The 13133-nt window shown below is 37.5% G+C and carries 17 protein-coding genes; all 17 read right to left on the minus strand.

The genetic code is table 11. The features are described from left to right. Positions 1-24: 24 nt before the first annotated feature. The 17 genes from ACS127_RS17240 to ACS127_RS17320 all read right to left on the minus strand — a co-directional run bounded on the left by ACS127_RS17240 (position 25) and on the right by ACS127_RS17320 (position 13115). Complete coding sequence (locus tag ACS127_RS17240) at positions 25-531, minus strand: head fiber protein (protein ID WP_440896244.1); 507 nt, start codon at positions 529-531, stop codon at positions 25-27. Then, complete coding sequence (locus ACS127_RS17245; protein WP_440896245.1) at positions 531-1388, minus strand: P22 coat protein - protein 5 domain protein; 858 nt, start codon at positions 1386-1388, stop codon at positions 531-533. Before ACS127_RS17245 ends, ACS127_RS17240 begins: the two co-directional genes overlap by 1 nt. Beyond that, positions 1388-2002 (minus strand): phage scaffolding protein, encoded by a 615-nt coding sequence (locus ACS127_RS17250; RefSeq protein ID WP_440896246.1) that lies wholly within the window; start codon positions 2000-2002, stop codon positions 1388-1390. Before ACS127_RS17250 ends, ACS127_RS17245 begins: the two co-directional genes overlap by 1 nt. A 126-nt stretch (positions 2003-2128) precedes the next feature. Then, positions 2129-2407 carry a hypothetical protein gene (locus tag ACS127_RS17255; protein ID WP_440896247.1) on the minus strand — a complete coding sequence of 93 codons (279 nt, stop codon included), beginning with the start codon at positions 2405-2407 and terminating at the stop codon, positions 2129-2131. Positions 2408-2441: 34 nt separating this feature from the next. Further along, positions 2442-2675, minus strand: coding sequence for a hypothetical protein (locus ACS127_RS17260; protein ID WP_440896248.1), 234 nt, complete (start codon positions 2673-2675; stop codon positions 2442-2444). Positions 2676-2773: 98 nt separating this feature from the next. Further along, a complete protein-coding gene (locus ACS127_RS17265) occupies positions 2774-2941 on the minus strand; it encodes a hypothetical protein (protein WP_440896249.1) in 168 nt (55 codons plus the stop codon). Positions 2942-3006: 65 nt separating this feature from the next. After that, positions 3007-3168: a hypothetical protein gene (locus ACS127_RS17270; protein ID WP_440896250.1), complete on the minus strand. Its 162-nt coding sequence runs from the start codon at positions 3166-3168 to the stop codon at positions 3007-3009. A gap of 2 nt (positions 3169-3170) precedes the next feature. Then, a complete protein-coding gene (locus ACS127_RS17275; RefSeq protein ID WP_440896251.1) occupies positions 3171-4670 on the minus strand; it encodes a phage minor head protein in 1500 nt (499 codons plus the stop codon). After that, positions 4636-6132, minus strand: coding sequence for a phage portal protein (locus ACS127_RS17280; RefSeq protein ID WP_440896252.1), 1497 nt, complete (start codon positions 6130-6132; stop codon positions 4636-4638). Before ACS127_RS17280 ends, ACS127_RS17275 begins: the two co-directional genes overlap by 35 nt. 35 nt (positions 6133-6167) lie before the next feature. Beyond that, positions 6168-6326, minus strand: coding sequence for a hypothetical protein (locus tag ACS127_RS17285; RefSeq protein WP_440896253.1), 159 nt, complete (start codon positions 6324-6326; stop codon positions 6168-6170). Between the two features lie 14 nt (positions 6327-6340). After that, positions 6341-7594 carry a terminase large subunit domain-containing protein gene (locus tag ACS127_RS17290; protein WP_440896254.1) on the minus strand — a complete coding sequence of 418 codons (1254 nt, stop codon included), beginning with the start codon at positions 7592-7594 and terminating at the stop codon, positions 6341-6343. Next, positions 7591-8052 carry a transposase gene (locus ACS127_RS17295; RefSeq protein WP_440896255.1) on the minus strand — a complete coding sequence of 154 codons (462 nt, stop codon included), beginning with the start codon at positions 8050-8052 and terminating at the stop codon, positions 7591-7593. The genes ACS127_RS17290 and ACS127_RS17295 overlap by 4 nt, the downstream gene beginning before the upstream one ends. Positions 8053-8605: 553 nt before the next feature. Then, entirely contained in the window at positions 8606-9229 is a 624-nt protein-coding gene (locus tag ACS127_RS17300) for a hypothetical protein (protein WP_440896256.1), read from the minus strand. A gap of 171 nt (positions 9230-9400) precedes the next feature. Next, positions 9401-9925 carry a hypothetical protein gene (locus tag ACS127_RS17305; protein ID WP_440896257.1) on the minus strand — a complete coding sequence of 175 codons (525 nt, stop codon included), beginning with the start codon at positions 9923-9925 and terminating at the stop codon, positions 9401-9403. A gap of 16 nt (positions 9926-9941) precedes the next feature. Next, on the minus strand, positions 9942-10163 hold the full coding sequence (locus ACS127_RS17310) for a hypothetical protein (RefSeq protein WP_440896258.1): 222 nt from the start codon (positions 10161-10163) through the stop codon (positions 9942-9944). Between the two features lie 3 nt (positions 10164-10166). Next, positions 10167-10565 (minus strand): RusA family crossover junction endodeoxyribonuclease, encoded by a 399-nt coding sequence (locus tag ACS127_RS17315; RefSeq protein WP_440896259.1) that lies wholly within the window; start codon positions 10563-10565, stop codon positions 10167-10169. Positions 10566-10901: 336 nt separating this feature from the next. Beyond that, a complete protein-coding gene (locus ACS127_RS17320) occupies positions 10902-13115 on the minus strand; it encodes an AAA family ATPase (RefSeq protein WP_440896260.1) in 2214 nt (737 codons plus the stop codon). Positions 13116-13133: the final 18 nt, after the last annotated feature.

A 13133-nucleotide genomic window follows, 5' to 3' on the forward strand; every position in this document is an offset into this window, starting at 1 on the left:
ACCTCAAATAAAAAGAGAGCGAAATTAATCGCCCTCTCTTTCTATTAATGCTTTTAAAGCAGTTACCTCATCAGCTGTAAATTGTGGTTCGGCATCTTGTCCATCATCACCAGGATCTCCTTTATCACCTTTATCGCCTTTGGGACCTTGAGGACCTTCTGGACCACGCGGACCTTGTTCACCAGCACCTCCGCCGCTAGCCTGTCTAACAAACTTAGCGATCTCACCAGCTTCGACAGCTTCAACTACATAGCCGATCCCTCCATCTTCAGAGGCGACTATTACACCATTTTCGCCAACTTCTACATACTGACCAGCACTTAAGTCTTCTCCTGCTTCAACTTGCCAAACAGGACTGTTTTTAAGCGTGACTGTTATTTCTGTATCTGCGGTTAATTCTCCTGTAGATCTAAAATCGGGATTGCCACCAGGGGCAGTAATAGAAATTTGCGGAACTCCATTACCACCAGATAAAGACAATAGCCTATTGGCTGCAACATTTTCGGTCACTAATGCTTTAAATGTACTCATTAGGATTCAACTCCTGCCTCTTCAGGGTCTTTTGGCTTGATGATGAAATTTGCAAGTGCATCTTTTTGGATTACTTTACGCCCCCATACATTTAAACCTTTCATGGCATCAGAGAAGTTTTTCTCCGGACGATAAGCTTCCGTTTCAACAACTTGGTTGGCAAAAGAAGTTGCATCAGTAAGACCTGCTGGAACATGGGTAGCTCCACCCGTACTCGTTTTTAGGTTATTGGATGCTAATAGGTTGAAACGACCTACAGTAGAACCTTCAACAACTCCGTTAGCTAGTATTTTTGGTTCTTTAGTAAAACGTGGGTCTTTTGCCAATAAGCCCAAGTACCAATGAGGCAGTGCAATTTTACGACCGCCGACAGGTACATTTTTCTCGTCCAATAAAACGCCAAGATCGACTAACGTGTCATAGGCATTTTTAACATCAATTTCAATTGGGTTAGATGCAGTACCTTGCTTAATTCCTGCCCCTTCTGACATTACTTCAAAAATGTCTATATCAACAACATTACCCATGGCATATGCAGCACGTCGCATAGATCCATCAACCAGATTTACATTCGCTTGTGCTTTATCAATATCTTTTACTGCAAAATTAAAATATTTTGCTTGGTCAATAACTAGTGATTGTTGAGTAGAATCAAGTTCTTCCGGATCATCAATATCTGACCCGTCATAATCCTTAATGGTGATGTCTCCAAGCTGATTGATTCTTACTGTATCACCATAAGCGCTGATTTCTCCTTCATAGTCTCGGTTTACAAATTGCAATGCTACTAAATTCTTGTCTAAGTTTGCTAGTAATCTAGCACTCCAAATAGTTGGTATAAAATTTCGAAACGACATTATTCATTTCCTCCTTGTGATAGAGAAGCACTAACCGCTTCCCAATTATCATTAATTTCTTGTGGGGTCATTTTTTCCAGTTGGTCCTGGCTATAAGTTTTAGCAGGTGCGCCCTTATCCAACTTAGTATCTTTAACCTGATAACCGCCACTATGTTTATCGTCTTTTTTATCCTCTTTGGACTCAAAATGATCTGGGTTTGATTCTTGTAGAGTTTTAACTTTATTGTCCAAATCTTTGATTGAGCCATCTTTGTTCAACTCAATTTCTCCAAGCTTAAAAATCATATAATCAACATCTTTTGCACCAGCTTTGCCTAAAGCCTCTTTCAACTGCACATCTGTTTGCAATTTTTGCAGATCACTTTCTGCCTGTTCTCGTGCCGTTTCGGCATCTTGCAGCTGTTTCTGGATATCCGGATTATCCTTTGTTTTCTCCTGCAAGTCTTTCAGCATTTTATTAGTATCTTTTAGCTGATTAGCGACATTGTTATATTGATCTTTCGGTACTGCATTTTTAGGAAACTCTTGATTAATTTCCTTCAAAGCCTCCCCAATGTTGTAAGTGCCATCTTCATTTTTATGCTTTTCTAAAATCGTTTTAATCCATTCCATGTGCAAAATCCTCCTATACCATTTTTATAGCGGTCGGTACCGCTTAGGATTACTGGGTATACTGCCAGTTCAGTGCAGATAGTTTAGTGTCTTATCCAGGACAAAATAAAAACACCCTATTAGGTGTTATTGATCTACTTTCTCATATGTCTGTTCAAAAATATCTGGTTTGCAAGGATAAATTTCACCCTGAACACCTTTTATAATGTAGTCCCCTCTATTGGCTCTCATGTTGCCTTCTAAGGTTTTTATGGTCAATTGTACATCGCCTGTACCTATGTGATCGAATTGTACTGCTCCCTCTTTAATTGCGTCACTAATCCATATAGGGTCTTCTATTTGATGTCTATCGCCCGTCCACTCAAACGCTTCAATTTCAACTGGTTTCTTTCGATATTTAGCCATTTATTTCACCACCTTCCACAATAAAATAAAAAGCCTAGCCTCTGCTAAGCGGATCATAAATTTTCTCTTCTGTTTCTTCATGTGTTTTCTTCTCTTGACTCTCTTTCAATTCAGCAAGCTTGTCAGCCAAAATATCACTTGCAGATGGCGGACTAACAGGTGGTTCAATTTTTATATCAAATGGTCCATTTTGGTTCATTTTCTGTAATTCTTTACGGATAGATTTCAACTCACCAAGTAGTGCTTTTTCAAATGGTGTCATTGCCAATAGACTCACCTTCCTTTCTTGGCTTTTTTAATCTAAACTTAGCATAATTAAATAAAATCCAATTTCTAATACGGTTGATCAATGTTGTAACCTCCCGTTTATTCTTGCTTTAAAAAAATCGTTGATTCAAAAGGGGAACTAAAAATAACATCTCCACCTTTATCCCAAAAGCAATATATACCATCATCAATCCGTACAGTATCTACCCCATCAACTTGTATTTTGTCTATCCACTCACCATTAGCCACCATAACTAAATACGTCATCTAATCCCTCCTAAAAAAGGACATAAAAATAGCACCTAATCACTGGTTAAATGATTACGTGCTTATTAATTCAAATCTCGTTTTCCTTCAGCTATTTCTTTATCCAGTTGGGCTAATTCTCTTTCCACTATTTTCCCAAGTTCTTCAGCAGTTAAATCAGGATAACGATTGAAGTCCTGATTGTCATCTTCAACATCTCGCCAGTCTGTTTTCTTTTCTTTACTCACAATCAGTCACCAACCTTTCCAAATTTAAAATCATAGCGTTTCGCAAATTCCCCTAATGCGATTTCTTGTGCTCTAATTTCATTATACCCTAATTTAACATTCTGTTCTATTAATTTATTGTAGGTGGAATTATCATTTTTACCAAATGCCTTATTCGGTTTCGTATGCCAATATATACTACCATCGTGTCCAGCGACCACCCCAAGATCTACTGTATTATTTTTATTCTTTCTACCTAATGAAGCAATATCAGATAAAGACGGAGGAAAACTAGATGGATGATTGTGTATAGATATATAGTTTTCATGTTCTCCGTCTTTAAAAGCTTGGCGTATTTTATTGTTATAAACAACACCTTTTGTTTTTCTAGCTTTATTTGAGATCGCCACCGTTTTACCGGATTGACTATCTAATAAATAGTAATCTTCAAATGGAGTACCGTTTCTGTGCTGCAACATTCGTCTTGCAGTGTTAGCAACTTCATCAGCAATATGACTTAAACGTGATTCATTGGCTATTTCGTCACGATATTCTTTACTACGAACATAATCAAGATTGGCTCCAAAATCCCCATCACTAGCTGATCTTTCCTGCTCTTCTATACGTTTATTATACCACTCATCATAATTTTTATAAGGAAATTCGTTACCTTCGTTGTCTCGCCTTAATTCTGGTGACATACCATTTACTTCGGTGATGGTGGTACAACGACAATTAATATCCTCACTTGCTACACCAAACAAACGTGGTCCATCTGCCTTGTTGCCATTTAAAGACTCAAATTGCTCTTCAATTTCAACCACCTGACCATCTAACCCCTGGTGTGTGTCACGAGTATTATTGTCAAGCGTGGACAACCATTTCTTTTTAAGGTCCACACCTTTCTTTTTGGCTTCAACATAACTACGTTGTTTAGCAGTGGATTGGACTCGCCCACCTTCTGTACGAGCAATCCTGAAAGCACGTTTATAGGTTGCTTCCGTCATTTCAGATATATTTTTAGCAGCAACTGCATAGCTTTTACCTGTTCGGGCTGCATCTAATAAAGAAGTAGTTACCTGTTTAGCTAGTTTATTGGTGTAGCTGTATAAGCGTTTAGAGAATACCTTACCTTTAACGGGGTGATGTACCAGCTGTTTAATATAATCCTCTGGTAGCATATTCATGTCCAACTGAATGTTATTAGCACCCTCCATAGCATACCAAGAACCATAATAGCCCCGTTCAGCTGAATCATGGATATATTTTTCAATTGTATTATTAACTTGACCGTTTATATCACGTAAAATCTTATCAATTTGCTTACCGTTTTCCAGCAATCTTTCAGCTTCAAGTCGTTTAGAAAAAGAAAGGTTCTCATAATTATCCATGAAAACTTTCATTTCTTTTTTGATGTCTATTAACGCTTGGCGGTAATATCTAAACAGCTTTTTATTAACTGCATTTTCTTCAAAGTAGGATAGTCTATCAATTTCCTTCTGCCACTTGTCCATCTCCTGCATCTGGTTCACCCTCTTCTACTGGATCTGTATTTTCAGCAAACGAGGGTCCGAAATCCTCTGAATCTATTAATTCTTGCACCTCTTCCCAATCAAGATCAAACTGTTCGCAAATTAACTTAAGTACCGTTTCATCATCTAACCTAGGTGCAACCGCAAGAATGGAATCTATGATAATCTTCCGGGTTTCTTCTTTTACCTTTTCATTGTTTACTAGATCGGTCTCATTAACCATGGTCTCACGAGTGATATTCACCTTAATATCAGATGCTTTATAGGCTGTCCCGTGACGTCTATTGATATCTTGGACAATTAGATCATTTATCCATTTAAGCAATGATCTAAGCCTTATTTCAGCTTTATTAGCTTTCATATCAAGTAGTGCGTACCTTGATTTAATAACAATGTTAGTGATATTGCCATCGCCAACCTGTGTACTGTCAAATCCCATACCAAACTTATAAATGGCATCTTTATTAATCTCAAGCTTAGTTTTCCGACCTTCCACAGGGACATTGAAAGTTTTAATGTCTACCCCGCCATCTAGAGGCAGGCCAATTGTCTTTTTAGCTTTAACATTTTTTCGCAACTTATCTAAATTATCACCCGGGAAACCCTTGACCACATAAATAGCTTCAGTGAAATCTTGCAAGTTATTAGATATAAAACATGCCATGAGGTCGTAATCGTCAATGAGCGCCTTAATAGGCTCTAAATCAGTGCTGCTTTTCTTGTTATTTCCCAAACGATAGAACGGTATCGTACCATAAGAACGTTCGAGTGTTTCCCCGTCTTCCGAAATAGCTACAACATGGGCCCGTGGGTTTTCTTCTCGTTTCTCGTCAAGAACAAACCTCCCGTTTTTATCTTTTATAAAGAAGGTTACCTTTTCGGAGTCCCAAATTTCCGCATGCTCTACGGTGGTATTTTTACCGTCTCTGGTGATATCCTTGCTGTAATAGCGAACCACCGCTTCACGTTCACCGTCTTTATTGTAAACATCAAACGTTTGTAAGCTATCTGAAACTTGAAAGCATAGAACGTCATCACTATTGGTACGGGCATAGGCATATTCAAATCCTTTCACTGAAGCCCCTTCCAACACTTCTTGTAAGAACAGTTGAAGGTCCTCGTTATAGTATGAATCCAAATGCTCTTGAAATGCTTCATCTTCAACCTCTATATCAACTGGATTGGATAAGAGGTACTGTACTTTTTGATCCACAAGCTCCGTAAAAAAAGGGTGCGGAATTTTAATGTTAGAAGCAAACTCATCTTCCTGCAGAACGTCATTATCATCTAAGTAAAAAATGCGGTTGTTTAAAATATCATGCTTGTAATCGTAGTAATCTTGTCCTTGTCTGGCATGTTTTTTGTCACGTGATAACTTATCCTCTTGTATAGCCTTGCTAAGAGCACCAGCCACTACGTTGGGATTATCACTTAATAAATATTTACTATCCACTGTCTCACCTCATTTCTATTTATAAGTTAAATATGCTAAAAATTGTTTAATTCTCTATAAAGGTGTGCCATAGCCTCAGAAAGTTTCGCTAGTTCATCGGTAATTATGGTGATTTTGGATTTTTCATATAATAACTCTATTTGCTGTAAGCAGTATGAGCGCCCGTCTTTTTTTAAATCATTTTTATCAACCATTCTTTTCACCTCTCTTATACCAGCCAACCAGATTGACCTTTTATTTTTCTAAGTAAACTTGCTGCACTATCCGGGGAATCGTCATGTTCTGCGTTTTCTGTGTAGTCCAAAATCTCGTTGATGTATTCTGGATCCGTATCTTCCAACCACTCAATTTGTTTCCAATATTTACGGAGATAGGTTGTTATTTTAATAAATTTATTTTGCGATTCGTGGTACTCTTGGGCAAAGGCTTTTCTCTTGTTTAATTCTTTGGCAAGATAGCCTTTATCAGCGTTTTTCTCAACGTGAATCGTGCCAGCTCTGAATTCTTTATGAAAGGCTACAATCTCACTCAAACAATCATCAACATGCTTTTCCCAACGCTTACCAAAGCCTATGATGCGCTCGCCCATAACCTTAAATATCGTAAATGAAGTAGCATCTGACCCTCCATAAGCAGCATCAATATGACCTACACCGTTAAATATAAGTTCTGGCTCATTTGTATACTTAGGTGTACCGAACATAGCATCACCATCAGCAATATGTTTCAACTCATAGTTAGCAGCGAATAAGGACGGTGACATACTACCCCTCAAATGTTGCAGCTGCTCTTTTGTGATTAAAGCAGTTTTAGCAAAGTCGTATTTAGTGACATTGGGCATTTTAGATATAGCATCTTCCTTGTGCCATGGTGTACCTGTATTTATAAATCTACCCCCACGGTTTTTAATATTTTGCAACTCCTGGTACTGCAATTTGATAATTTCACGCTCTGCCTTACTCACACGGTCTTTAACATTGACAATATCATCAGTAATGATGATATCAGCGTGTTTACCTGTGATAGATGCTTTAATACCCATACCAAGAAGTTGTGATGTACCTCTTGCAGATGTTTTTAGATTGGTATCAATCTCGTAGCTGTTTTCTTTGAGTAGGATAAGTTCCACACCATAAAGAACATAAGCAAGCTTTTGAAAGTAATCGCTAAGTAATATCTTTCTGACCTGTTGTACAATTTCAATGACATCTGTATCAGTCTTCCTGAAAAAGATAATATTGAGATTAGGAAAAAGGACGATTAGTAAAGCAATCGCAATGGCCAAGCAGGTTGTTTTAAAACTCCCACGATGGGCCAATAAGGTTTGATCATCTTTCGCAAATAAAAAGGACTTAATCCATTCGTTGTGAATGTCGACTAAGTCATTAAATCCTGTCCAGTGACCAAATTTCACTGGCTCATTTTTTACCAGGTCTAAATATCGTTTTTCTTGCGGTGTCATGAAGAATCACCGTTTAAGTAATCGTCAATAGCTTTAGCCTTAGAAGCAATATCAACATGTCCGCTATGTTCAATGTCCTGTTTATCCCGCCATTTATCGGGTTTACGGTTCTTGAGCCAAAATATTTGAGCTGTGGTATCGGGCTGAACTTGTTTTACAACCCGTTTAGTTTCAACGCCACCTTCAAAAGTTGTCTCTGTAAACTGATACCCTAAAGCTCTTTTAAGCAGAGCGTTTTCGACTTCACGATCAGCGATATCTTTGTTCTTTTTTAAGGACTCCGTTAACTCCGGAAATTTGTTTTTGTAACTATGAAAAGTCGAGACAGCCACATTTAAATTTTTTGCTATTTGCTCATCTATGAGTCCATCTCTCGCCCAACCCTCGACCTCAATAAGTCGCGGCTCAACATGCGTATGATATTTACTTTTTCGCCCACCTTTGTTTTTCTTAGTCATGTCACATGACACCTACCTCCCACTTTGTCATTTCGATAAAATTTGTTTCAAATAAAGATAAATTGTCCTATAATATACATATCCCTCGAATGAGAGGGGAGACAGGAGTTGGTCGTTTTGTCCACATTTTTGCACTCCCCTTGTTCCTTTAAAATAAGATAAGTGATGTTACATATCATTCGAAAATGACGATAACCCGAAAGGTCCTGTCAGCCTTTCCGCTATACGAGCGTTAAACGGATATGAATGATATTAATATCACCCTTATTTAGCTATGAACTATAAGGGGAATCTTTATAGCGGGGTCACGTCCGCTTAAGTCATAGCAAATCTCAAGAAGCTAAGAATGGCACTCTTAGTGGGTTCGATTTCCCTCTACTTAGAAAGCGCGGGTCCCTGAACGGCGAAACCGTTTATATCTAGCGGCTACAGCTATGGACTTACTCTGCAAGATTCTAAAGGTGAACAAGCGTGAAACATACCCATTCAAAGTGCCATTTTGAATGGGTTTTGTTGTATTTTGAGTATTAAAAAGACACCCGTTAGGATGCCTTTAATTATTTCGATCGCAAATCACTTGAAATGCCGATAAACACTCTTGTGCTTGCTGATATGCTTTTTTATATGCTGAACTATCTTTTTTTGTTTTTTTATCTAAGAATGTAATAAAGACAGCTGGTTTATTTATGTCTCTGGTCGTAACTTTTACTTTTAAACTATTACAAACGTCTTTGCTTTTGCGAGTAACCGCACCAACAATAGCACCTGCACCACCAGCTAAAGCACCGCCAACAAGGGCTCTACCTATTCCGCCCTTAACTTGAGTTTGGCCATCTTCCAATAATTCTATTGCGACTACGTCGTTATAATCATAAAAGTTTTGTGGTAATACAAGCCCTAACGCACTAGGAATCCCCCATTTTTTCTTATGATCATCAAAGGCTACATGAGAGCCTATTTTCTTAGTAGTATTAAAATTAGCTGGATCATCTTTATTTTCGCTAACGTTATTTATCTTTTCTTTTAAATCATCAGCTGTCATTTTCCTTAATTTTAAAACTTCTAAAGCTGTTAGTTTTGCTTGATTAATACAACTGCGGCAAGCTACTTCTTTATTGGCTATTGAGTTTCTGTCAAGCCCTGTTTCTGATCCACATATAGCACATAACTTAGCCATATTTTATCAACCCCTAGTCAGATTTTACTATAATTTTATCATAGTAACTGGAAAAGGGGAACGAATTTTTAAAAAAAGACACCCACAAAAGCAGGTGCCTTTAACGCTAATTTATCACACTATCATATTATCACATAAATAGTCGCAGTGCCGTGCGATTTTGTCGCAGGATTACTTTTCAAACTTGATTGCATCAATACCAAAAAAGATCACTGGTAAGTCTGTCATAGCCTTATTTAAGTAACGATGTACGGTAGCTCTATCAATGTTCTCTATCTTTGCGATCTCTTGAACTGTATATTTTTTAGGGGTTATATACTTCTTTTCCAACACCCTAAAATACTTTAATTCATTTTGGCTGCAGTTATGGCGGTAAGCTTCAATTTTACCCTTTATGAAGTGGACCATTGCAATGGATTTTTTCTTACTCTGTTTAATTGATTCGATCGATTCAAGGTTAATCTCATCTAAATCAAGATCAAGGATTGACGTTTCTTCAAATTTCAAAAGGTCATCCTCTCGTTTTTGACAATGTAAAACAAGAGCTCTATAGTTTTTCAACAACAATTTGATATTACGTAATCGTCTATCGTGTTTTACTTTCTCCTGCTCTTCTAAGTAAGCTTGATGAGCTTTCACAGCTTCCCTTGAGGCAGTTTCAGTGATAATCTTTAACTGTTTTTCTGATAGTTGCATCCTAATCCTACTCCCCCTAACTTCCCTTACTCGTAAAGTAAATATCCTCAAGCCACTGAACAAGCATAGCCATTTGTTTGATGACAAGCTTATTTTTGTTATAACGTACTTCAAAATCTGTAACAGATGACATAACCCAATCCCAGAATTCTTGACTATCCATACCGAATTGACTAGCCTTTTGATTAACTTGTTTTATCCAAGCAACGATTTCGTTATAGAATTGTTGATAATCCATGGCTTACACCTCTTCGATTTTTATATAAATGCCTGGAACATCAGCCCAAAACTTTTCAGCAATCAGACTTGCTACCTGATTATCGTCTTTCCAAAAATCTAACTTTGTCATGCAATCTTGTAAAAGCTTATTGCTATTGTCCAAGTCAGGTTTAGTCGTCTTGTATTCACCGTTTTTGTGTAATCCAGCTGCTTGAAAGCACCATTTGACTATTAACCTTACAGGACCATTTAAAGGTTTGTCAGGAGCATGTTTACCCAAATGAGCCATTAATTTAGAACGGGCTGTTTTCAAATCCTCTGGCTCGTAAAAAGCTGGCTTTCCATTACGTACCGTGACCTGTTTTTGCTGATGCGTGGTTGTAGGAATTTTTTGCATTGGCATAAAGAATTCTATGGTCATTCCTCACCCTCCATAATTTTGAATTTAGTTTTTGAAATTTTGATTTCGTCATGAAAGAGAAAAATGGTGTGGCGGGCAACTGCATAGCCCACCACTTTTTTTCTCATGACTTGAACGTGAGTGAAACGGAAATTTATATATTATATATATACCTTTTCATTTCACTCTGAAAATGAAGGCACGTCCTTTCATTTTCACGATTTATTATGAAATTGAAATTGAAGGAACGTTATTTCATTTCCTTTGAATAATGAAAATGAAAACTGAAATCACGTTGTTTCATTTCAATAATGAAGTGAAAGGAAAATATCCCTCATTTTCATTTCATTATTTACTTTATTTTTTTGTAACTTCTCCATTTTCAATGTTAAAACCACCGTGACTTTTAATTCTATTTCTAACAGTTCTGTCTGTTACGCCCATGAATTCAGCAATTGATTCTAGAGTTACAACTTCATCAATTGTACAAGCTTCAAATGCTGATTCTATTGCTTCATTTTGCTCTTGCTTACGTTCCTTTGATGTTTTCTTTTTCTTACTTGAATTCTTTTGCCAAGTCGGTTGTTCACTCTCTGGCTGAATATCTTTAAGGATGCCTGTATCATCAACTTTATGAATCGGATACTGGAACCACATGTTAACTGGGGCAAACTTCGGATACTCCCTTAATGTACCTTCAACACGCCATGCTGATCGATTTTTTATTGCTTCAACTACTTTATCTATCTCGGCATTTATTTGGTCTAACCTAGCCTTATCTAGCGCATTTTTAGCATGTATCGTCATTTGTGGAACGCTTTGTTGATCATCTAAGCCGACATTCTCATCAAAGTAATCAAAATTTTCCTTTTCGATTGTCTTAGTATAAATAGAAGCTACAGCACTTGCTTCTTGTTGCTTAATTAAATCCTCTGTTAAATCCAACTCAACTAAGTCAATTAAGGCATCGGGATCTCTGGCAAATACGCCTGAGCCACTTGCTCTATCCATCGACTTTTTACCGCCTTGCGTACCTTTAGAATGGTGATGACAGTAGATTACACTAGACCCTAATTCCGTTGCCACTTTGTCAAATTGATTAGTGAAATGAGCCATCTGATCCGCACTATTTTCATCACCAGTTAAAACTTTATAAATTGGGTCAATGATAACTGCTATATAATTCTTCTTCTGCGCCCGTCTGATTAACTTAGGAGCAAGTTTATCCATCGGAACAGATTTCCCTCTAAGATTCCAAATGTCAACATTGGCTATATTGTCTGGTCGGAGGCCGAGTGAACTATATACATCTTTAAAACGATGCAAGGCACTGGCTCTATCCAATTCTAAATTGACGTACAGAACTTTCCCTTGCGTACATTGCCATCCTATCCACTTAGACCCCTCAGCAATGGCAATACTTAGACCAATTAAGGCAAATGACTTTCCTGCCTTTGATGGTCCAGCCATCAGCATTTTATGACCTTGTCTAAGTACTCCTTCTATTAATGGTGGCGCTAAATCGGGCATGTTGTCCCAAAAATCTGTTAAACTTTCTGGATCGGGAAGATCATCATTTAAATCCTCAATCCAATCTTCCCACTCTAACCAACTTGTTTTACCGATGTGCGTATCGATAATAAATTGCTTCTTACCATTTCGCTCGAATCCTGGCATACGTGATAGCCTAGAAGGATTTCTGTTCTGGTTATCAATATCTAAGCCATTCTTTTTACAAACGTCATACAAATAATTCACACGTTTTCTATATTCTTCATAGTTCGTTGCTTCTACTTTCACGATCGCATGGATACTTTTCTTTCCACTATAAACAAGAGCAGCGATAGGTAATTCTAATTCTCGTAAAATAGCATTTTGTTTTTCCAAATCCATAGAATCAGATTCGACTAACGCATATTTATAATCCGTGACGTTTTCATTTTTAACACCTTTACCATCTAACGGATTAAATCTTATCCACGCCCCTGCTTCAGAGTTATAATCACCTAAAACTGCACCGATATCACCGTTTGATTGATTCAATTGCTGAATGAGTTCACCAGCTTGTCTATCGTAATTCCCTTTCGTGGGCAAATATTTACCATCATCGGTTTGCCAAGTTGATGTCACATAGCCAACATTTTCAGATGCTTCAAAAAGCGTTTCTAAATAAGTTGTTATTTCTTTAATTGGATTCCAATGCGATGGTTCTTGTATTTCCATTCTCTCAATCCAGTTCTTATCAATAACAACATAATCATTATCACCTTGTATCTCATCATTCCAGCCAAGTTCATATTCTTCTACTTTTCTAGCTGGTTCCCAACCGTAATCTTTGGCCATTTGAGTAATGGTAGCACCAGTAATACCGTTTCCCTCGAATGTATTCCACTTCTTGAAGCATTCACCGGGATGGTACCGTGCCCCATCCCGTTTGCTCCAACTATCCCAATCACTAGCCGTATAGCCTTCTGACTTCAAAGCCATACCAACGTTTAACCATTCTTGATAATCAGTCATAGCTGGATCAATGTATTCTAATAATTTTATTAAATCTAGTTTATGTTCCATATACTTCACCTATTTTTA

It is taken from the genome of Amphibacillus sp. Q70 (genome assembly GCF_052055485.1).
Lineage (GTDB): Bacteria > Bacillota > Bacilli > Bacillales > Amphibacillaceae > Amphibacillus.